The 20575-nt window shown below is 60.4% G+C and carries 19 protein-coding genes; all 19 read right to left on the bottom strand.

All coding sequences use genetic code 11. The features are described 5' to 3' along the window. Nucleotides 1–14: 14 nt before the first annotated feature. Nucleotides 15–344 (bottom strand): flagellar hook-basal body complex protein FliE, encoded by a 330-nt coding sequence (fliE, locus tag ACKUG4_RS21895; protein ID WP_011333048.1) that lies wholly within the window; start codon nt 342–344, stop codon nt 15–17. A 128-nt stretch (nt 345–472) separates the two neighbouring features. Beyond that, nucleotides 473–1864, bottom strand: coding sequence for a sigma-54-dependent transcriptional regulator (locus tag ACKUG4_RS21900; RefSeq protein ID WP_445434818.1), 1392 nt, complete (start codon nt 1862–1864; stop codon nt 473–475). Nucleotides 1865–1869: 5 nt separating this feature from the next. After that, a complete protein-coding gene (locus ACKUG4_RS21905; protein WP_039765586.1) occupies nt 1870–3081 on the bottom strand; it encodes a sensor histidine kinase in 1212 nt (403 codons plus the stop codon). Between the two features lie 110 nt (nt 3082–3191). Continuing rightward, complete coding sequence (locus ACKUG4_RS21910; protein WP_039765583.1) at nt 3192–4667, bottom strand: sigma-54 dependent transcriptional regulator; 1476 nt, start codon at nt 4665–4667, stop codon at nt 3192–3194. Between the two features lie 172 nt (nt 4668–4839). After that, complete coding sequence (fliT, locus tag ACKUG4_RS21915) at nt 4840–5136, bottom strand: flagellar protein FliT (protein ID WP_039765621.1); 297 nt, start codon at nt 5134–5136, stop codon at nt 4840–4842. A gap of 10 nt (nt 5137–5146) precedes the next feature. Then, nucleotides 5147–5545, bottom strand: a complete 399-nt coding sequence (gene fliS / locus ACKUG4_RS21920; RefSeq protein ID WP_064594357.1) for a flagellar export chaperone FliS — start codon at nt 5543–5545, stop codon at nt 5147–5149. 129 nt (nt 5546–5674) lie between these two features. Next, nucleotides 5675–7141 (bottom strand): flagellar filament capping protein FliD, encoded by a 1467-nt coding sequence (gene fliD, locus ACKUG4_RS21925; protein WP_064594352.1) that lies wholly within the window; start codon nt 7139–7141, stop codon nt 5675–5677. An 80-nt stretch (nt 7142–7221) separates the two neighbouring features. Next, the gene (locus ACKUG4_RS21930; protein WP_064594351.1) at nt 7222–7578 is read right to left on the bottom strand and encodes a flagellar protein FlaG; all 357 of its coding nucleotides are present in this window, start codon (nt 7576–7578) and stop codon (nt 7222–7224) included. 71 nt (nt 7579–7649) lie between these two features. After that, a complete protein-coding gene (locus tag ACKUG4_RS21935) occupies nt 7650–8501 on the bottom strand; it encodes a flagellin domain-containing protein (RefSeq protein WP_064594348.1) in 852 nt (283 codons plus the stop codon). 243 nt (nt 8502–8744) lie between these two features. Further along, nucleotides 8745–9011, bottom strand: a complete 267-nt coding sequence (locus tag ACKUG4_RS21940) for a hypothetical protein (RefSeq protein WP_039765576.1) — start codon at nt 9009–9011, stop codon at nt 8745–8747. Further along, nucleotides 9008–10300 carry a motility associated factor glycosyltransferase family protein gene (locus ACKUG4_RS21945; RefSeq protein WP_445434819.1) on the bottom strand — a complete coding sequence of 431 codons (1293 nt, stop codon included), beginning with the start codon at nt 10298–10300 and terminating at the stop codon, nt 9008–9010. Before ACKUG4_RS21945 ends, ACKUG4_RS21940 begins: the two co-directional genes overlap by 4 nt. 86 nt (nt 10301–10386) lie before the next feature. Then, entirely contained in the window at nt 10387–11313 is a 927-nt protein-coding gene (locus tag ACKUG4_RS21950) for a ketoacyl-ACP synthase III (RefSeq protein WP_064594341.1), read from the bottom strand. A gap of 226 nt (nt 11314–11539) precedes the next feature. After that, complete coding sequence (gene pseI, locus ACKUG4_RS21955; protein WP_445434820.1) at nt 11540–12592, bottom strand: pseudaminic acid synthase; 1053 nt, start codon at nt 12590–12592, stop codon at nt 11540–11542. Then, entirely contained in the window at nt 12589–14091 is a 1503-nt protein-coding gene (gene pseG / locus ACKUG4_RS21960) for a UDP-2,4-diacetamido-2,4,6-trideoxy-beta-L-altropyranose hydrolase (protein WP_445434821.1), read from the bottom strand. Before pseG ends, pseI begins: the two co-directional genes overlap by 4 nt. Next, on the bottom strand, nt 14088–14783 hold the full coding sequence (gene pseF / locus ACKUG4_RS21965) for a pseudaminic acid cytidylyltransferase (protein ID WP_445434822.1): 696 nt from the start codon (nt 14781–14783) through the stop codon (nt 14088–14090). The genes pseG and pseF overlap by 4 nt, the downstream gene beginning before the upstream one ends. Beyond that, nucleotides 14780–15400: a pseudaminic acid biosynthesis-associated methylase gene (locus ACKUG4_RS21970; protein WP_445434823.1), complete on the bottom strand. Its 621-nt coding sequence runs from the start codon at nt 15398–15400 to the stop codon at nt 14780–14782. Before ACKUG4_RS21970 ends, pseF begins: the two co-directional genes overlap by 4 nt. 31 nt (nt 15401–15431) lie before the next feature. Continuing rightward, on the bottom strand, nt 15432–16589 hold the full coding sequence (pseC, locus tag ACKUG4_RS21975) for a UDP-4-amino-4,6-dideoxy-N-acetyl-beta-L-altrosamine transaminase (protein WP_445434824.1): 1158 nt from the start codon (nt 16587–16589) through the stop codon (nt 15432–15434). Then, complete coding sequence (gene pseB / locus ACKUG4_RS21980; RefSeq protein WP_445434825.1) at nt 16586–17587, bottom strand: UDP-N-acetylglucosamine 4,6-dehydratase (inverting); 1002 nt, start codon at nt 17585–17587, stop codon at nt 16586–16588. Before pseB ends, pseC begins: the two co-directional genes overlap by 4 nt. 32 nt (nt 17588–17619) lie before the next feature. Beyond that, the gene (locus ACKUG4_RS21985) at nt 17620–20544 is read right to left on the bottom strand and encodes a glycosyltransferase family 2 protein (RefSeq protein ID WP_445434826.1); all 2925 of its coding nucleotides are present in this window, start codon (nt 20542–20544) and stop codon (nt 17620–17622) included. Nucleotides 20545–20575 lie beyond the last annotated feature (31 nt).

Genomic DNA, 20575 nt, shown 5'->3' on the forward strand with positions numbered 1-20575 from the left:
ACTCAATCTCGTCCTTAAACCGGCATCTGCATGATGTCTTGATAAGCCTGAACCAGCTTGTTGCGCACCTGGGTCAGGGCCTGGAACGATACGCTGGCTTTCTGCGAGGCAATCATCACGTCCGTCAGATCGACGCCGCTCTTGCCGATCTCGAACGCGTTGGCCAATTGGCTCGATGCCTGCTGGGTATCGTTCACTTTGTTGATGGCTTGACCGAGCATGTCGGAAAAGTTGCTGCCTGCCACTTCCGGGACAGCGGAAGTCGATTTCGGCTTCGACATGGCGTCCATTTGCATGGCCTTCATGTCCATCATCAACCGATTAAATTCAATACCTTGGCTCATGGTCTACTCTCTTGGGCGGCCCGCAATTTTTTGACACTCACTCGGCGGGTACTCAGGTGTTAGCAACAACGGTGCCAGCTCATGGGCACCGCTTTCAGAAAAGCCGTTTCAAACGTTTGCGCGACCCGTCAGGTGGCGAACAGGTAGCCTTCGACATCCATGCCCGCATCGCGCATTTGCGCCAGTTTGTAACGCAGGGTGCGCGGGCTGATGCCGAGTTTTTCGGCGGCTTCCTTGCGTCGACCGCGCTCGGTACGCAGGGTGTCGATGATCATCTGGAACTCGCGACGACGCAGGTCATCGCCCAGTGCACCGGCCGAATCGGCCTCGATTTCGACTTCACGAATGACCGGCTTAACCGGCACTGCCGCTGGCAACGGGGCGAACAGCGCAGGCCCGGAGAGACAGAAATCCTGCGGCTGGATCAACCCGCCCTGCTGCAGAATCAAGGCCCGCTGGATCGCGTTATCCAGCTCGCGCACATTGCCCGGCCACGGATAACCGATCAGGCACGCTTGCGCCTCGGGCGAGAACTTCGCCATCGCATGCTTCATTTTATTGACGTGTTTGGCCAACAGACGCTCGGCCAGCGGCAGGATATCGGCGGTGCGCTCGCGCAACGGACGCCAGGCCAGCGGAAATACCGACAGACGATAATAGAGGTCTTCACGGAAGCGCCCCGCCGCAACTTCGCCGGCCAGATCACGGTTGGTGGTCGCTACCACGCGAATATCGAGAGTGATCGGCTTGCGGGCGCCGACCCGCTCCACTTCCCGCTCCTGCAACACCCGCAGCAGTTTGGCTTGCAGGCCGAGGGGCATTTCGGAAATTTCATCGAGCAGAATGGTGCCGCCGTCCGCCTGTTCGAACTTGCCGGCCTGGGCCGCGATAGCGCCAGTGAACGAGCCTTTCTCGTGGCCGAACAGGGTGGCTTCGAGCATGTTGTCGGGGATCGCCGCGCAGTTGATCGCAATGAACGGCTGACTGGCACGATGGGATTGCTGGTGAATGTAACGCGCCAATACTTCCTTGCCGGTACCGGACTCGCCGGAAATCAGCACGGTGGAATCACTGCGCGCGACCCGCGCTGCCAGATCCAGCAATTGAGCACTGGCGGGCTCGACCGCGACCGGCCCTTCGGCGTCACTGACGCCAAGATTGCCCAAGGCGTGACGGGCTACCAGATCCAGCAGAGCCTTGGGTTCGAACGGCTTGACCAGATAATCCGCCGCGCCTTGACGCATCGCATCGACCGCGCGCTCGACTGCACCATGGGCGGTCATCAGCAGCACCGGCAATTGCGGCTGTCGCGCGCGCAGCAGGCCGAGCAATTGATGGCCGTCCATGCCCGGCATGTTGACGTCGCTGACCACCAGACTGAACGCTTCGCGCTCGACGGCGCTCAGCGCCTCTTCGGCCGAACCCACTGCTTGATAGTCGTGACCGGCCAGCAGCAGCGTATCGGCCAGCGCTTCACGCAACGAGCGGTCGTCCTCGACCAGCAGAACCTTGATGCCCATGACCTTCACTCAGCTCCCTGAACAGCAGAAAACAACGGCAGGATGACCTGCGCGCACGTACCGCGCCCGACCCGCGAACGCAGCTGCAATTCTCCCTGATGCGCACGCGCCACGGCCTTGACCACGGTCAGGCCCAAGCCGGTCCCGGTGACTTTGGTGGTGAAAAACGGCTCGCCCAGCCGCGCCAGCACCGCCGCATCAATACCGCTGCCGCTGTCGCTGACACACAAACGCAAGGTGTTGTCGCGGGTATAGCAATGCACCTTCAGACGCACCTCACCGGCACTCGCCTGAATCGCGTTTTCAATCAGATTGAGCAGCGCCCCGACCAGCGTGTCGCGATTGCACAGCAACTCGCCGGCATGGCTGTCGCATTGCCAGCGGATCGGCAGATCCTGCACATGGGTCAGCGCCGCGGCCTGCAACGACTGCATCAGGGCATTCGGCGTGACACGGTCGGTCAGCGGCAGCTCGCCACGGGCGAAGACCAGCATGTCGCGCACCTGATGCTCGAGCTCGTGCAGACGCTCCTTGAGGCGACCGGCAAAACGCTGCTGGGTCGCGACCGGCAGTTCCTGCTCGGTCAAATGACTGGCGTACAGCAACGCGGCAGACAACGGTGTGCGGATCTGGTGAGCCAGCGACGCGACCATCCGCCCCAGGGACGAGAGGCGCTCGTGGCGCGCCAGCTGATCCTGCAAGTGACGGGTTTCAGTCAGGTCGTTGAGCAGCACCAACTGCCCGGGCTCGGCATCCAGCGAGCGGGTAGCAATCGACAGGCGTCGACCGTTTTTCAAGGAAATTTCGTGACCGTCATCTTCACGGGGCGCGAAGCAACGGGTGATGACATGGCGCCACAGCTCGCCTTCCAGTGGCAGACCGAGCAATTCGATGGCGGCAGGGTTGGCCTCGCACACAATGCCGTGGCCGTCGATGACGATGACGCCACCGGGCAACAGGTCGAGGAGGTTTTGCAGACGGTTGGCCAGGCGTTCTTTTTCCGCCAGTTCCTGCATGCGCTGGGCGCTGACCACGGCCAGCTCGCCCTTGAGCTCGGTGACCCGGGCTTCGAGCATGCTGTAGGAGTCGGTCAACTGGCTGGACATCTGGTTGAACAGGGCGAATGCCTGCTCAAGCCCCTGGCGGCTCGCCTGCTCTACGGACGGCAGTTGCCCCGAGGACTCGGGAACAGAAGACATCTGGGAGGCTTGGGGCATTGTGCTTTCTCGCTTGGCTGACCGTCAGTGAAACGGAACGTTGCGAGGGACATAGCAATACCCGTGCCTAAAAAAAACCGCTTATAAATGAAGCAGTTGAAAAACAGGCGTCAATCATCCGCCTGTTCATCACCTTCACGACGGCTCATGCCGTACTTGCGCATCTTCTCCACCAGCGTAGTGCGGCGAATACGCAGGCGCTCGGCGGCGCGAGCCACAATACCATTGGCATCGTCCAGTGCCTGCTGGATCAGGCCCTGCTCCAGACCACCGAGGTAGTCCTTCAGATCCAGACCTTCCGGCGGCAACAGGGCGTTGGCGCTGAAGTCCGGCGTATGGCCGTTGATCGCCACGCGCTCTTCCAGATCGCTGCGCAGGCTGTCGACCATCTGCTCGTCTTCGTCGTCGACGTAGCGGAATTTCTTCGGCAACTCGACCACGCCGATCACCCCGTACGGGTGCATGATCGCCATGCGCTCCACCAGGTTGGCCAGTTCGCGGACGTTGCCCGGCCAGCCGTGGCGGCACAGGGACATGATTGCGGCGGAGTTGAAGCGGATCGAACCGCGCTTCTCGTGCTCCATGCGCGAGATCAGCTCGTTCATCAGCAGCGGAATGTCTTCGACGCGCTCACGCAGCGGCGCCATCTCGATCGGGAACACGTTCAGGCGGTAGTAGAGGTCTTCGCGGAAGGTGCCGATCTCGATCATGCTTTCGAGATTCTTGTGGGTCGCGGCGATGATGCGCACGTCGACGCTCTGGGTTTTGTTGCTGCCCACGCGCTCGAAGGTGCGCTCCTGCAGCACGCGCAGCAGCTTGACCTGCATCGGCAGCGGCATGTCGCCGATTTCGTCGAGGAACAGCGTACCGCCGTTGGCCAGCTCGAAGCGGCCGGCACGGCTGGTGATCGCGCCGGTGAAGGCGCCCTTCTCATGACCGAACAGTTCGCTTTCCAGCAACTCGGCCGGGATCGCCCCGCAGTTGACCGGTACGAACGGCGCGTCGCGACGCTTGGAATGGTAATGCAGATTTCGTGCAACCACTTCCTTGCCGGTCCCGGACTCGCCGAGGATCAGAACGCTGGCGTCGGTGTCGGCCACTTGCTGCATCATCTGACGCACGTGCTGGATCGCGCGGCTGGTGCCGACCAGGCTGCGGAACAGGTTGGGTTCGCGATGCCGGCCACGCTCACGGGCCTGGTCGTACATCTCGCGATAGACCTGGGCACGGTGCAGGGAGTCCAGCAGTTTGCTGTAGCTCGGCGGCATTTCGAGGGTCGAAAGTACCCGGCGGCGCTGGTCTTCGGGCAGGTCCACCGAAGAATTATCGCCCATCAGCAAAACCGGAAGGAACTCATCCCAGGTTGAGAGTGTCTTTAGCAAGCCCAAAAGCGCACCAGGAGCATTAACCGTCCCGATCAGTACGCAAATGACCTCACGACTAGACGACAAAGAGCCGACTGCCTGCTGCCAGTCATGGCTTCCGCAGGGTAAATTTTCTTCGCCAAGAAAATTTAAGATCACCGCCAGGTCGCGGCGGCGGACGCTATCGTCATCGATCAGCAGAATTTTGGTTTCACGCCACATGCAATAGCAACTTCCCTAGTCAACTCAATGCCCAAAATGAGGGGCAAGCGAGACGCTTGCAGGACACCTTGTGCCTGTAGACGCCTGAAATCTGAAAACAGCCACTAGTTAAGTCAAAAAACCGTGCACAGTCAAATTTATGGCGCACATGTCTGGATTAACTGGGGGTTAATTAACCAAACAGATGGTAAACCTTTGCCGCGTTCTGCGCTTGGGTGATCTGCGACATCTCGTCGACTATCGCCTGACGCTCACCCATAGCCACTTCCAGAAGCTGCTTGTAGACATGCAGCAACTCCTCAAGGTTATCGCGCAACGCGACCTCATCCACCGAGGCTTCACTCAAGACATCTTCCATGCAGGAACGGCAATCGAGGTCCAATTGACCGATGGCTTCCCAGTTGCGCTCGGCCAGGGCACCGACCAGCGCTACTCGGGTTTCTTCGATTCGCTGCAAAACAAGACTCATGGTGATCTCCTCAGAACTGCGGAGCGGGCGCAGGTGCGATCGCATCCCAGCCTTCCTTGACGGTGCTCAGCAAGCCGGCAACCTCATCAAGAATGCGCGGATCGCTGCTGATGTTCGCCTCGGCGAGACGCTTCATCATGTAGATATAAAGACCGTCCAGATCAGCCAGCGTATCGGCAGACTTTTCCAGATCCAGACCTTCACGCAAGCCGCTGACGATGCCGATGGCCTTGCTGATCGCCGTGCACTTGGCGGCAATGTCCTTGCGCTCGATGGCGCCCTTTGCCTGAGCGATACGGTCCAGACCACCTTCCATCAGCATTTGCACCAGACGGTGGGGACTCGCTTCGGACGTCTGGGCCTGAGCGCCGACTTTCTGGTATTGCCGAAGGGCCAACATCGGATTCATGTTCTACCTCATTTGCAACTATGACTCGTATGAGCAGTGTATCGCCTGCAAGCCAGAAAACTTTAGACCATAAGACAAAAACCCGGCACACGCTCGAAAGCGTAGCCGGGTTTTTGTCGCTATTACATGTTACTTCGCAGACTGCTGGGCGTTCAGCGAACTGAAGAACGACGTAATGTTGCTCGCCGTCGCTTTCATCTGCCCTACCAGCAAGTCCATGGCGTTGTACTTAGCAGTCAACGTCTTGGTCAGGTTGGCGACACGCAGGTCCAGAGCCAACTGCTGGGACGTAATGTTGCGCGTATTGTTGTTCAGGATAGTCAGGCGCTGATCCAGCAGACCGGTGGTGGTCTTGCCATCAGCCGAAGCCTTGAGATATGGGTCAACCGCCTTGCTCATGCGCGCCAACAGACCATTGGTGTCGTTGGTGCCAGTGAACATCTCCTGGACTTTGCCGCTCATGCCCGGCGTAGACATGGCCTTGTTGAACGCAGTCGTGTCGAACGTCAGGTTACCGGTGTTGCGGTCGGTCATGACGCCCAGCTGCGAGAGATAAGCAATCGGACTGCCAGCAGTCGCACTCGGGGCCGTAATCTGCCCGCGGATATCGGCAATCAAGGAACGCGCCAGCGAGTCGCCAGTGAACGCCGCCTGAACGGTCAGCTTGCCATCTTCGTCCGGCGTCGCCTTGGACAACGAATCGATGGTGTTTTTCAAGGTATTGTAGGCATCGACGAACGCCTGAACCGACGTCTGCAATCCCTTGGTGTTACCGTCGACAGTCACTGTGACAGGTGTCGAGGGTGGATCACCGGCACTGACCGTCGTCAGATTCATCGTCAGGCCACTGATGGCGCCGGTGACCGTGTTGCTCTTGCTGGTCACCGCCAGGCCGTCAATGGTCAGCGACGCGTCCTGAGCAAGGCCGTTGACCGCGCCAGAAGCGCCGGCGGCCGGGTTGGTGCCCATGGTCTGGGTGCCGTCGATTTCCAAACCGGCAATGCCGCTGACTTTCATGTCGGAGCCGGCGCCGGTCTTGCTCGAACTGATCACCAGGCGCGAAGCACCCGAGCTGTCGGTCACGATGTTGGCAGAAATACCATTGACGGCCTGAGCCGAGTTGATCGCATCCCGGGTGCTCTGCAAGGTCGCATTGGCCGGGATCGTGACATTGTAATCAGTGCCATTCTGACTGATTTTCAGGGTACCACTCGGAATGGCACTGGCAGCACCGCCGGCAAAGGATGCACTGGCTATTTTCGAGCCGGTGGCCAGCTTATTCACTACAACACTATAAGTACCCGAGACTGCAGTGTTATCCGCAGAAACACCCAACACGGCCGGAGTACCCGAAGTCGCCGTGTAACCCGCAAATGCTGGATTGGTCTTGCTGCCCAGGTTGGTCATCGCCGTCTGGAATGCGGTCAGCGCACTCTTCAACGTGCCGATACCGGAAATCTTCAGCGTGTTGGTTTTGGTGGCGTTGTCGATCTGCGTCTGTTTCGGCGACTTGTCGGCATTGACCAGTGCTGTAACGATCGCACCGATGTCCAGGCCGGAACCCAGGCCCGAACCCGGTAAAATTGGACTTGCCATGTGCTTCTCCCTTGGGTTGTTGCCAGTCTTTTGACCACTACTTGCGTCTAAAGAACTTCAAACACTATTCATGCCAGTTATCAGACTTTGGCGTCGAACAACACGTGACTCGCGTTGGCCAGACTATCTGCCAGCTTGAGTGCTTCTGCGGAAGGGATCTGTCGTACGACCTCGCCCGTCTCGCTTGCGATCACCTTGACAATCACCTTGCCGGAATGCTCATCGATCGAGAACTCCAGATTGCGCTTGATCGACTGAACGAATTTCTCGATCTCCTGCACCGCCAGCTTCAGCTTGGTTTCATCTGATTCCTGGCTCTTTTTCGAGGCAGGAACAGCATCAACGGTCTGAGGCTTGGTTTCCGACGGTTTGTCGGTAACGGTATTGGCTGGCTTGGGAGCCGGATAAGACACGTTAAGCTTGACGCTCATGTCCATGCTCATCACCTCATAACGTAAAAAGCGAGAGAGCACGCAAGCGCACTCCCCCGCTAAAACTCATTCCGAAATTACTGAAGCAGCTTCAGTACAGCGGAAGGCAGTTGGTTGGCTTGAGCCAGAACAGAGGTCGAAGCCTGTTGCAGGGTTTGCTGCTTGGTCAGGTTAGCAGTCTCTGCGGCGAAGTCGGTATCTTGTACGCGACCTTGTGCAGCAGTGGTGTTCTCGGTGATGTTCTGCAAGTTCTGGATGGTGCTGGTCAGACGGTTTTGCGAAGCACCCAGAGCGGCGCGAGTGGCGTTGATGTTCGCAATTGCAGCGTCGATCGCGGTGATCGCGTTGTCGATGTTCGAAGCGGCGGCTGCGGAAGTAGCACCGGTCAGAACAACAGTACCGCTACCTACCGACAGGCTGACGGCGTCGAACTTGCCGCTAAGTACCAGGTCGATGTGGTTGGCGGAGCCAGTGTTGGCGCCAACTTGCAGAGTTACAGTACCAGCCGAACCGTCCAGCAGGTTTTTGCCGTTCAGGTTGGTAGCAGCCGAGATACGGGTGATTTCGTCAGACATCTGAGCGAATTCAGCGTTGGTTGCGGTCTGGTCAGCAGTGCCGTTGGTACCGTTACGAGCTTTAACAGCCAGTTCACGCATACGCTGCAGGATGTCGGTCGAAGCTTGCAGAGCGCCTTCAGCGGTCTGGGCAACGGAGATACCGTCGTTGGCATTCTGGATCGCCTGGGTGTTACCACGGATCTGCGAGGACATACGGGTAGCGATTTGCAGGCCGGCGGCGTCGTCTTTAGCGCTGTTGATTTTCAGGCCGGAAGACAGGCGCTGCATCGAAGTCGACAGAGCATCGGAAGCGCGGTTCAGGTTTTTCTGAACGTTCAACGACGTGGTGTTGGTGTTTACTGTTAAAGCCATGACGAATTCCTCGTTGGTTGGGTACTGCGGCTTCCGGCCCTGGCAACCGCCGGGTATGGCCTAGAGAACCTTCGTAATAGTTATCGTCGGGTTTGCAGGTTGCTTGAGGGCTTTTTTGAAAAAATTTGCCATCACCCTGCCACCCCCTAGAAAACAAAGACTTAGCAGCACTTTACCTTCGAAAAAATGACGTCATAAAACCGTCCGTGGCGCAAACCTGCGAGCCAGCGCCTTCGCTCCTCTTCAGGCGGACGGTTCTTCCAGCAATTGAATCAACTCGTACTCCATGAAATCGGCAAGCCCCAGCCAGTCCTGACGCTCCTGGCACTCGAGCATTTGCGTGAGCAATTGCGCCCAGACCTGCTGCGTCTGCGCGCCGGCCGACAGCAATGACTGCTGCGCGCCCTCGAACACATCGACCATGGTCAACGCGGCCTCGACATCACGCCCCAAGCGGAAAAGCGCGGCGCACTGATGACACTCTTCTATCCACTGCGGCTGCGCAGTCATTGCACAAACTCCTGATTGAACGCTGTACCGGCAATCTGCGCACCCGCCCTGCTGCTGTTGAAAAACGCCACCTGCGGCTGACTGGCGATGTATCGCTCCAGCACGCACAGATAGCCGCGAAAATTGAGCTGGGTACTGACGCGCTGGCCATAACCGTCACGCACCCAGTGCCGCGCCTGATTCACCGACGGCCCCAGGTCACCGTCATTCCAGCCGGCATGGGTCTTGTTCATCGGGAAGGCAAAATCGGCACCGAACAGCGTGATGCGTGCAGCGCCCATCTTCACCGCCAGGTCCACGGCCGGGTGAATCACGCTGCCGCCCACATGCAGCAGCGCCCTCGGGTGCTGTTCACGCAATGCCGCGTAGACCGGACTGGCCGAATAGCCACCATAACGCTTGCCCTTCCAGGCCCTCAGCACCTCAGGGTCACTCATGGGCAAATACACCAGCGGGATGCCGTCGGATTCCTCGAATGGCAAATGCCGGAAGCTGATGCGCTGATCGATACTCACCACATAGTCGGGCACGATCCCATGCTCGCGCAGCGGCCGGTACGCGGTATCGACACAAATGTACAACGGACGAACGGCCCGCTCGCGGATCGCGGCCAGACGTTCGAAATGCTGTTCCAGCGTCGGCCCGGTGCCGATCACATAGATCTCCCGACCGGCACAGGTGCCGAACAACGTTGCCACATCATCGTCAGCCAGCAATACCGGCAAGCAGTCCTGCAGACGCTGTTGAATGAACGGTGACTGCGGATCGAACTCACGATTGTTGAAGCTCAGGTGCACTTCGCTGACCAGCCGATCACGAATCTTCGCGTTGAAGTCATCGGCCAGCAGCATTTCGGCAGGCAAGGCGAAAAACGGCGTGCAGATGTCGGACAGGTCGCCGGCGTAGAGCAATTCAACCCGCGGGTCCTGCAACCACTCCCGTTGATCGAGCAATTGCAGCACCAGGGCAAACAACGCGCCGTTGAGGATGTGCACATACAGGCGCTCGAGCCCGGTGCGCTCCAGCAGCACCGTGGGCAAGTCCCCGAGGCCGGTGCCGTAGACATGCAGTTGCGGCTTGTCCGCCGGCAGGCTGGCAGCCTGAATCTGCGCCTCGCGGACACGGTCATGCCGGCTGGTGAGCTGAATGCCGCCAATGCTCAGCGTCGAGCCCAGCCCCTGCGTCAGCTCAGCCTCGATCGCCGAACTGTCTTCGCCGAGCAATCGTGCGAACAACGCCGGCCAGCGTCGCTCGACGACTTCAGCATTGGCCTGGAAAAACTCACTCATGGCGCCTCGCGCTCCCTTCAGGCAAAAAAATAGCGTTCAAGGTTAACCCTTGAACGCTATTTTTGTATCCGCCGTTTTTAACCGATTCAAGGACGATAAATAATCGCCGAACCCCACGACAGACCGACGCCGAAACCACTGATCGCGATGCGGTTCCAGTCGGAATCCATCACGTGTTTTTCCAGCAGCAGCGGCACACTGGACGACACGGTGTTGCCGGTCTCGACCATGTCCTTGATGAACTTCTCCGGCTCGCCTTCGAACCGCCGCGCCACGGCGTCGACAATCGCCGCACTGCCCTGGTGAATGCAGAAGGCATCGATGTCATCGGCCTTCAGACCGGAATCGTCGAGCAGTTCGTGCAGATGCGCAGGCACCTTGAGCAGTGCGAAGTTGAACACCTGACGGCCGTTCATGAAGAACACGCCATCGGTGACTTTCAAGTGCGGTGCGCCGGAACCGTCAGTGCCGAACTTGGCCTTGCCCAGCGCCCAGACCGGGTCTTCGCCCATCCAGGTGGCAGTGGCGGCATCGCCGAACAGCATGGTGGTGTTGCGGTCTTCCGGATCGACGATCTTCGAATACGGGTCGGCGGTGATCAACAGACCATTCTTCAGGCCGGCGGCTTCCATGAAGCCCTTGATCGCGTAGATGCCGTAGACGTAGCCGGAGCAACCCAGGGAAATGTCGAACGCCGCGACATTGGTCGACAGGCCGAGTTTGTCCTGGACGATGGCAGCGGTGTGCGGCAGGCCTTCTTCGTCACCGTTCTGGGTGACGACGATCAGCGCATCGATGGATTCACGTTTCAGTTCAGGGTTGTTGGCAAACAGCGCATTGGCCGCTTCAACGCACAGATCGGAGGTTTCCTGTTCCGCGTCTTTGCGTGGAAGGAAGGCCGAACCGATCTTGCCGAGGATGAATTCTTCATCCTTCTCGAATTTTGCACCTTGTGCGTAATTGTCCACGCCGGCTACAGGAACGTAGCTCGCAATGCTTTTTATGCCAATCATTACGGCTTCCCAATAATAAACAGCCCAATACCACCGCTCGCAAGGATTCGAGGGGCGCCGACAAACAGAAAACGGCCGCCACAACGGGCAGCCACGGGGAGCGCAAAGGGCTATCACTGGAACCGAAAACGGGCCAGGCGCCATCTCCCCGGTCATTACAATACAGTGAAGATGCGCGTTATGACTCGCAGGTCACGCTATTTTGCCGAATCGATGACAGATCGGGTCATTCGACCAATGACCAGTCCAGCGGCGTACCACGTTTGATCGGCTGGCGCGCACGACGCCCGAGGACGGCTTCGGCGTGCTTGGGCGGCAGACCGAAACCGGGACGAATGGCGCGCAGATTGGCCGCCGTGAAGGGTTCACCGGCCGCCATATCGGCCGTGACATACAGCGACCGGCGGTAAACCAGCGACTTTTGCTCAGCCTCGGTCACCCCGTAATGCACCTGCCCCATGGCCTGCCAGGCGCGTTCGGTCTCGACGACCAGGCTGGCCAGTTCCGCCGGTTCCAGCGAGAAACTGGCGTCCACCCCACCGGCAGAACGGTCGAGGGTGAAGTGTTTTTCCACCACCGTCGCGCCCAGCGCCACCGCCGCCACCGACACGCCGACGCCCATCGAATGGTCTGACAGCCCGACCTCACAACCGAACAGCTCACGCAGATGCGGAATCGTGCGCACGTTGCTGTTGATCGGGGTCGCCGGGTAGGTGCTGGTGCACTTGAGCAGTATCAGATCCTTGCACCCCGCTTCACGGGCGGCGCGCACGGTTTCGTCGAGTTCGGCGAGGCTGGCCATGCCGGTGGAAATGATCAACGGTTTGCCAGTCGCTGCGACACGGCGGATCAACGGCAGATCGGTGTTTTCGAAACTGGCGATCTTGTAGGCCGGCACATCGAGGCTTTCAAGGAAGTCCACGGCACTGTCGTCGAACGGTGTCGAAAACGCGAGCATGCCCAACTCCTTGGCCCGGGCGAAGATCGGCGCATGCCACTCCCAGGGCGTGTGGGCCTTTTCATACAGGTCATAAAGCGAGGTGCCCGCCCACAGACTGTTCGGATCCTTGATGAAAAATTCGCCTTCGGCCAGATCCAGGGTCATGGTTTCGGCGGTGTAGGTTTGCAGCTTCAAGGCGTGTGCACCGGCCTTGGCCGCCGCTTCGACAATCTGCAAGGCGACGTCCAGCGACTGGTTATGGTTGCCGCTCATTTCAGCGATGATGAACGGCGGCGCATCGGCACCGATCTGGCGGTTGCCGATCTTGAAACTGCTCATTGACGGGATTCCTTCAAAACCTTGGTGAACGCGCAGGCACTCTGAGTGAACCCGGCGTCACGAAAAACATTCATCGAGGGCTGATTGGCCGGCAACACCTGGGCGGTGATGGCGGTCATTTGCGGCCAGTGCGCAGCCACGAAGACTTCACCCTGCGCCAGCAGCGCCCTGCCCCAGCCGAGGCCGAAACGCCCCTCAAGCAAATACAGCGAAACCTCTGCCTCGAAGCCGCGCAGATCGTAGCGCAGGACACCAACCGGGCCGTCATCTGCCTCGGCCACCAGCAGCAACCGCTGAGGATTGCGCAGACTCGCGCCCAGCCAGTTCACATGTTGCGTCCAATCAATCGCCCCGCTGTCCAGCGACCAGCGGCGCACCGCCTCGGCATTGCGTCCGTCGAACAGCAACTGCGCGTCATCCGACGTCGCCGGACGCAATTTGAGCACCGCGCCGGCCAGTGCCGCCGCCACCCGCAGCGCGCCGCGTCCATCGACCAGTTGCCGTGAACGCTCGGCCAGGCTCTGGCGCAGATAAAAGTTGCCCACGACAAAGCCGATGGCATCGCGTAGTTGCTCGACGCTGACCTGCTCCCGCGCGCCCATGAACAGATGCGCGCCGGCCGCCGCCATCACTTCGCCGTTGGCCTGTTGGTTGTTCGACACCGCAATGCAGATCGTCGGCAGGCCCAGGGCCGCGCGCTCCCAACTGGTGCCACCGCCGGCACCGATAAACAGGTCGGCCTCGGTCATGCGTCGATGGAAATCGCTGACGAAACTGTGCAGCCGCCAGTGTGGTCGGGTTTCGGCCAGCGCCTGCATCTCTGCCCAGGCCGGGTTGTCGGCACCGGCAACGAAATCCACTTCCAGCCCGGAAAAATCCGCCAGCGCCAGCATCGCGTGATGAGTCTGGCGTGCCGCATCAAAGCCGCCGAAATTCACCAGCACCCGGCGCGCCACCGGTTTGATCTCGATGGCCGGGCCGCTGAACTCTTCGCGCAGCATGGCGAAGCGCGGGCCGAGCAGTGTTCGGCAACCGGCCGGCAGCAGCGGCTGATAATTTTCGCTGAGCCCAGAGAGGTTCTGATTGAGCAGCAGATCCACGCTGTAGCGGCGGGTCGCCAGATCATCGACGGCGGCGATCCGTGGTGCGAAGCGACGAGCTGCAGTCTGCCAGTGATGATCGAGGCCGTAATGGTCGGCGATGACCCAGTCAAACTCAGGCTGCCCTTCCAGTTGCGCCGCCAGTGCATCGATATCCGCCTGCCACGGCAGCATCGATTCGATGGCCTGCTCCGGGTCTTCACCGGCATAGCGATCCGGCAACGCGAAGGTCTCGAAACCCTCGCGCTGCAACGCATCGAGCCGATGCCCCGGCAAACGACGGCAGGCAAACGCGACATGACTGCCTTGCGTGCGCAGTACTCGCGCCAGTGTCAGACACCGGGCGATGTGGCCACTGCCGATGGTCGGCGAGGCGTCGGCGCGGATCAGCACTCTCATTGCAGTTCTCCGCCGACCTTTAGCGCTGCGTAAAGGTATTCGGCGCGCTTCCAGTCTTCGGCGGTATCGATGTCCTGCACCAGATGGCGTGGCAGGATCACCGGCAGACTGGCCGGCGAATACAACACCTCGCCACCCAGCCACGCCTCGCGGCGACCCCAATAGAACTGGCCGGCATCCTGAAAGGCAGCCGGCAGATCCTGCGAACGGGTATTGCGAAACTCGGGGTACAACGCCGTCAGTGCGCCCTGCCCGTCCAGGGTCAGGGCGCGCTGCACCGGAAAGCCAAAATCGGTGACTGAAAAAGCAAAGGACTTGTCCGGATGCTGCGCCAGCAACTCCAGGCCCTGACGCAGAAACCGCGCCTGCAACAGCGGCGCCGTGGCGTACACACAGCAGGCGTAATCGAAGGCTGGCAGCTGCTGCAAGGCATGCGCGATCACCGCCGCAGTGCCGGTGAAGTCATCGGCCAGCTCCACCGGACGCATGAACGGCACATGAGCACCGTTGGCTCGCGCCACGTCGGCGATCTCTGCGTCGTCGGTGCTGACCACCACCTGCTCGAACAAGCCTGAATCGAGGGCCGTACGAATCGAACGGACAATCATCGGCACACCGTCGAACGGCTTGAGGTTCTTGCGCGGGATGCGTTTGCTGCCCCCGCGGGCCGGGATGATTGCGACGTTGTTCAAGGACGTTTTTCCAGCAGAAACCAGGTGATGTCGTCCACCGGAAATTGCGGATCGCGGTGATAACCGAAGCCGTAATCCAGCAGTTGCAGATCGGGATAGCGATCGAGCATTTCCCCGGCGAAATCACGCTTGAACAGCTTGCCGCTGTTGCCGCGATAGGACACTTCCACCGGCGACGGATTGTAGTACTCGGCGATCAGGATGTAGCGCGAACTCAACGCATACAACTGCGCATACGCCGTCGGCAGTAGTTCCGGCGCCAGATGGATCAGCACGCCTTTGCTCAGGGTCAGGTCGTATTGGCGCTCACGGGGAAAGTCGAACAGCGAACCGTGCCAGATGTTCGCAATCTCCAGCGCACGCGCCTGGGCACAGGCACTGGCATTGATTTCGACCCCGAACAGCTCACAGCGGGGCAACAGCTGACGCAGCGCCTGCAGGTTATTGCCGGCGTTGGTGCCCAGTTCCAGCAGGCTGTCGATCCGCCCGACCCGGGTCAGCGCCTTGGCGAACAACGCCAGATTGGCCGCCACCAGTGGTTGGCCGACGTTGCGGTCAACGTACTGGTTGCCGAATTCGCCCTGCCAGAATTGTTCCTGCTCGCTGAGATCACGCATTACCGTTTTCCATCCACCGCCGTGGCGGCAATCATTCAGTCAACCGACGCAATTGCTCAACCACGTAGTCCTGCTGCTGATCGCTCAGCAACGGGAACAGCGGCAGGCTGATCGCTTCGGCGTAATAACGCTCGGCTTCGGGAAAGTCGCCCTCGGCAAAACCCAGATCACGATAGTACGGCTGCAAATGCAGCGGAATGTAGTGCAGGTTCACGCCGATGCCGGCGGCGCGCAAGCCTTCGAATACCTGACGGTGACTGAGACTGATGCGCTCGGTCTGCAAACGCACCACGTAAAGATGCCAGGCCGATTCGGCCTCCGGCTGGAGGCTCGGCACGGTGACCGGCAAGTACGCCAGCAAACGGTCGTAACGCGCGGCCAGCTCCCGGCGACGGGCGATGAACTCGTCCAGTTTGCTCACCTGTGACAGGCCCAGCGCGGCTTGCAGATCGGTGATCCGGTAATTGAAACCCAGCTCGACCTGCTGGTAGTACCACGGGCCGTGGCTGGGTTCGGTCATCTGCTGCGGATCGCGGGTCATGCCGTGGCTGCGCAGGCGTTGCAGGCGCTCGGCCAGTTCCGGGCGATTGGTCAGCACCATGCCGCCTTCGCCGCTGGTGATGATCTTCACCGGGTGGAAGCTGAACACGGTCATCGCGGCAAATTCACCGCAACCCACCGGACGCCCAGCGTAACGGGCGCCGACCGCGTGGGAAGCGTCTTCGATCACGGTGAAGTTGTAGCGCTCGGCCAGTTCGGCAATTCGCCGCATGTCGCAGCTCTGCCCGGAGAACGCGACCGCCACCAGTACTTTGGGCAAGGTGCCGTCGCGCTCGGCGGCATCAAGTTTGCTCGCCAGAACTTCAGCATCGAGGTTCCAGGTCAGCGGATCGATGTCGACGAAGTCAACGTCAGCGCCGCAATAACGCCCGCAGTTGGCCGACGCGAGAAAGGTGTTCGGCGTGGTCCACAAGCGGTCGCCCGCGCCGAGCCCCGCCGCCAGACAGGCAATGTGCAGCGCCGCCGTGGCGTTGCACACCGCCACGGCGAAATCGGCCTGGCAACGCTCGGCCATCGCCTGCTCGAAGCGTTCGATGGTCGGCCCCTGGGTCAACCAGTCGGACTGCAACACCTCGACGACCGCGTCGATGTCCGCCTGGTCGAGGCTCTGCCGACCGTACGGAATCATACCGACAGCTTCGCGTGCAGCTCGGCGATCTGCCCCACCGAAAGGAAGTGCGGGTTGGTGTCGGAGCGGTACTCGAAGTCTTCGCCGACCGGCACCCCACGCTCACCGAGTTTGTCCTCGGCGAAATCCACGTCGACGCTGGTGAAACGGATCGACGGCTGGATGGTGTAGTGATCGGCGAACTCCAGGGTCATCCGCGCATCGTCCAGCGGCACCATCAACTCGTGCAGCTTCTCGCCCGGACGGATGCCGACGTTCTTGTGCGGCAGGTGTTCGGCCATTCCCCGCGCGAGATCGACCACGCGAATCGACGGGATCTTCGGCACGAACACTTCACCGCCGTGCATCCGCGCAAAGCTGTCGAGCACGAACTGCACGCCGTGATCGAGGGTGATCCAGAAGCGGGTCATACGCTCATCGGTGATCGGCAGCTCTGTCGCGCCATCGGCGATCAGCTTGCTGAAAAACGGCACCACTGACCCGCGCGAACCGGCGACGTTGCCGTAGCGCACCACGGCAAAACGCGTTTGTTGCTCACCGGCGATATTGTTGGCCGCGACGAACAACTTGTCCGACAGCAACTTGGTGGCGCCGTACAGGTTGATCGGGCTCGCGGCCTTGTCGGTGGACAGCGCGACGACTTTCTTCACGCCGTTGTCGATGGCGGCAGCGATGATGTTTTCTGCGCCGTTGACGTTGGTGCGGATGCATTCGGTCGGGTTGTATTCCGCCGCCGGCACCTGCTTCAACGCCGCGGCATGCACCACGTAATCGATGCCGCGCATGGCCTGACGCAGGCGATCGGCGTCGCGCACGTCACCGAGGAAGTAACGCATGCACGGCGCGTTGAACATCTGCTGCATTTCGTATTGCTTGAGCTCATCCCGGGAGAACACCACCACGCGCTTGGGCTGGTATTGCTCGAGCAGGCGCGCGATGAACTTGCGCCCGAACGAGCCGGTGCCACCGGAGATGAAAATCGATTTACCGTTGAACATGTCTTGAGTCCTGTTTCCTGTACCCCGAGGCATCAGCCCAGCCACTGCGCCCAATTCACCGCAGCACGTTCGTTCAGACCAAAACCTTTGCCGCTGAGGATCAGGTTCGGGTTACCGGCCGGATCCTGAGCGAAGACGGAGGACCATTTTTCAGCCAGTGCTTCCAGAGCCTGCGGCGCTTGCGACAGTTGCCCGTCATGCAGCACCTGCACCAGCGGCGTCCACACGGTGAGGTAACCGGCCTGACCGGCCTTGAGGCACAGGTCGACGTCACTGAAACCTTCGTCGAAGCTTTTGGCGTCCAGCCCGCCCAGGGCGTCGAACAACTCTTTGCTCACCATCAGGCACACGCCCGACACGGCCGAGTAGTTCTGATCAACCTGCAGACGATGCATGTAACCTTCGGCGTCGTGCTTCTCGCCGATGAAGGCCGAACCAACGGTGCCATCCGCGTCGAGAATCAGACCGGCCTGGGAGACTTTCCCGTCGCGGTCGACCAGCTTCGGCCCGACGACGCCCACTTCAGGACGCTGGGCATGGTTGAGCAGCGACTCGATCCAGTTCGGGTTGACGACTTCGCTGTCAGCGGCCATCAGCACCAGGTACTCGCCTTGCGCCTGCTGGCTGGCGGCGTTGTACAACGCCACGTCGCTCAGCGGTTGATCGGCATGCAGAACGCGGACTTTGGCGTGGCTCAGGGTGCCCAGCCAGTCGTTGACGGCGGCTGACTGACCAGCCCGTGCCGCCAGCAACACTTCATAGCGGGTGTAGCGGGTTCTCAGCAACACGCCTTCCAGGCAACGTTGCAAGGCCGGCAGATCATCGCTGACCGGCAGGATGATCGACACCAGCGGCTGCTCGGTGTGGCGATAATCGATCTGGTAAGTGCCGGGCGTCGACGAGGTGATCTTGGCCTTGTAGCCACGATTGCCCAGGTGACGCAGCAGCGCCTGACGTTCATCGGTGTTCTCTGCCAGCTCCGAAGAGCGGGTAATCAGCAGTGGTTCGTCGAGGTGCGCGAGGCCGCCCAGACCACGCTGCTCGATGATGCGCAGCAACAGGTCGAATTCCAGCGCCTTGCTGAAGTCGGCCTGATAACCACCCGCCTCGATCAGCACTTCACGGCGGATCAGCCAGTGCCGCGCCATGAGGGCTGGCAGACTTTGCAGCAGATCGAGGTTGAAGCCCGGACGGAACACGTCCACCAGGGCACCGTCGGCGCTGCGCTGGATTTCATCGGTGGCCACCGCACGGCAACCGTCGGCCGACTGCAGTTCCAGACCGGCACGCAGCAGACCGCTGGCGGTGAACTCGTCGCCCGCTTCGGCCAGCAGCAGCCAGTCGCACGGCGATTGATTGACGCTCAGGTTCAGCTTGTCGACAAAGTTGCCCTGGGTCACCCGTACAAAGTGCAAGGTATTCTGCGCCGTGGTCGCGGCCGGTGGTTCACCGGTGGTGAACACCACAACCTTGAATGCCTTGCTGTGTCCTTCCAGCAGACTGTCCAGGGTGACCTGCAGCTTGTCGATGTCGTTGTCCAGATCCAGCAGGAAGATGCCGAACTGCGGACTGCCGCCATTGGCCGCCAGTTGACGGGCAATGGCCTGGGCCTGCCCGGCATCCGGCTGACGCTCATCGAGCCACTTGAGCAAACGCCCGGTCAGCATTTTGCCGAATACCGCCTGATTGCCTTCGAGCGACACCGCTTCGAGTCGAGCGACCCACGCACGCAGTTTTTCGGCGTCTTCGTCCTCGCCCAGCAATTGCAGTTGCGCCACCAGACGGTTGATCACCGTGCGGTTGAATACGTTGGCGTCGTGGGCTTGCCACAAGCGGTCCACCACGCTTTCCGGTGTGTCGTTGTTGCGGGCCTGCATCAGGTTTTCCTGGCGGGCCCAGATGCCTTCCAGGCCTTGCAACTGGATGCGGCCGGCCGGCATGGCGTGCAGCAGAAACTCGAACTGGGTCAACTGATCGAAGAACGCCTGATTGTAGAACGGCATTTCGACGTACTGTTTCGGCCCGAAGCGGCGCTGCGGGCCGGCTTCGATATCGGTCCAGGTCGACTCCAGAATCAATTCGGCGGTCAATGCCCGACCGGTGCGCAGGCTGTCGGCCAGGGCTTCGAAACTTTGCAGGACAAACTGTTTTCCCTGTTGCGGATCCTGATGCTCGACCTGGGTCGGCAACCCGGCCAGGAACGTGGCAAACGCCTCTCGCTCGGACACCGATTTGGCGTCGGTGTAAGCCAGTGAGTGAAAGATCTCGGTGTTGTGATCGGAATGCTGATAGTTGATTTCACGCACAACATAGGGGATCGGCAGGATACGTGCCTTGCCGCGTGCCAGCATGTAGTACGTGTGACCGACTTCCTGCCACTGGAAGATCGTGTCTTGCGGCATCGCGTCATACCAGTCGCGCAGAATCTCGGTGCGCTGCACCGCATAAAACGGCGGCAGGTACTGGGACATGTATTCCAGCAGGCGATCCTGGGCACGATCGGCCGAGTAGTCCTCGCAGACTTTCTTGTCACGACGGTAGTAGCTGACGCCATTGGCCAGCGTCAGGTACATCATGCTGTAGCCGTGGCACAAGCTGTAGTCGGGGTTGGCATCCATGAAGTCAACGGCCTGGTGCAAGGCATCGTGCACCAGGAAGTCATCGTCGGCGGCGAACACCATGTAGGGGGTCTGCAACTGCTGCACGCCGTAGGCCAGCTTGGCGCGGATGCCCCAATAGCCGAACTGCGGCAGATGCTGATATTCCACGTTGGCAAATTGCCCGGCCACGCCCGGCAATGCCTCGGCGGACGAGTCCAGCACCAGGATCCTGCACGGCAGGGCGCTGTAGAAACGCACGGCCCTGCGCAGAAACGCCGGGCGTTCGTGAGATATCAGCACAACGGTCAACTGTTCGTTGAGTGCCAAATCGTGTCCAGAACTGTTCTTGCCTTGCATAAATTCCCCACAAGCGGCGAGTCGCCGAAAA

It is taken from the genome of Candidatus Pseudomonas auctus (assembly GCF_048654275.1).
GTDB lineage: Bacteria > Pseudomonadota > Gammaproteobacteria > Pseudomonadales > Pseudomonadaceae > Aquipseudomonas > Aquipseudomonas pharyngis.

Coding starts and splice junctions, on each gene's coding strand:
- fliE (WP_011333048.1), bottom strand. CDS start 344: ATGAGCCAAGGTATTGAATTTAATCGGTTGATGATGGACATGAAGGCC.
- ACKUG4_RS21900 (WP_445434818.1), bottom strand. CDS start 1,864: ATGGGCATCAAGGTTCTGCTGGTCGAGGACGACCGCTCGTTGCGTGAA.
- ACKUG4_RS21905 (WP_039765586.1), bottom strand. CDS start 3,081: ATGCCCCAAGCCTCCCAGATGTCTTCTGTTCCCGAGTCCTCGGGGCAA.
- ACKUG4_RS21910 (WP_039765583.1), bottom strand. CDS start 4,667: ATGTGGCGTGAAACCAAAATTCTGCTGATCGATGACGATAGCGTCCGC.
- fliT (WP_039765621.1), bottom strand. CDS start 5,136: ATGAGTCTTGTTTTGCAGCGAATCGAAGAAACCCGAGTAGCGCTGGTC.
- fliS (WP_064594357.1), bottom strand. CDS start 5,545: ATGAATCCGATGTTGGCCCTTCGGCAATACCAGAAAGTCGGCGCTCAG.
- fliD (WP_064594352.1), bottom strand. CDS start 7,141: ATGGCAAGTCCAATTTTACCGGGTTCGGGCCTGGGTTCCGGCCTGGAC.
- ACKUG4_RS21930 (WP_064594351.1), bottom strand. CDS start 7,578: ATGGACATGAGCGTCAAGCTTAACGTGTCTTATCCGGCTCCCAAGCCA.
- ACKUG4_RS21935 (WP_064594348.1), bottom strand. CDS start 8,501: ATGGCTTTAACAGTAAACACCAACACCACGTCGTTGAACGTTCAGAAA.
- ACKUG4_RS21940 (WP_039765576.1), bottom strand. CDS start 9,011: ATGACTGCGCAGCCGCAGTGGATAGAAGAGTGTCATCAGTGCGCCGCG.
- ACKUG4_RS21945 (WP_445434819.1), bottom strand. CDS start 10,300: ATGAGTGAGTTTTTCCAGGCCAATGCTGAAGTCGTCGAGCGACGCTGG.
- ACKUG4_RS21950 (WP_064594341.1), bottom strand. CDS start 11,313: ATGATTGGCATAAAAAGCATTGCGAGCTACGTTCCTGTAGCCGGCGTG.
- pseI (WP_445434820.1), bottom strand. CDS start 12,592: ATGAGCAGTTTCAAGATCGGCAACCGCCAGATCGGTGCCGATGCGCCG.
- pseG (WP_445434821.1), bottom strand. CDS start 14,091: ATGAGAGTGCTGATCCGCGCCGACGCCTCGCCGACCATCGGCAGTGGC.
- ACKUG4_RS21970 (WP_445434823.1), bottom strand. CDS start 15,400: ATGCGTGATCTCAGCGAGCAGGAACAATTCTGGCAGGGCGAATTCGGC.
- pseC (WP_445434824.1), bottom strand. CDS start 16,589: ATGATTCCGTACGGTCGGCAGAGCCTCGACCAGGCGGACATCGACGCG.
- pseB (WP_445434825.1), bottom strand. CDS start 17,587: ATGTTCAACGGTAAATCGATTTTCATCTCCGGTGGCACCGGCTCGTTC.
- ACKUG4_RS21985 (WP_445434826.1), bottom strand. CDS start 20,544: ATGCAAGGCAAGAACAGTTCTGGACACGATTTGGCACTCAACGAACAG.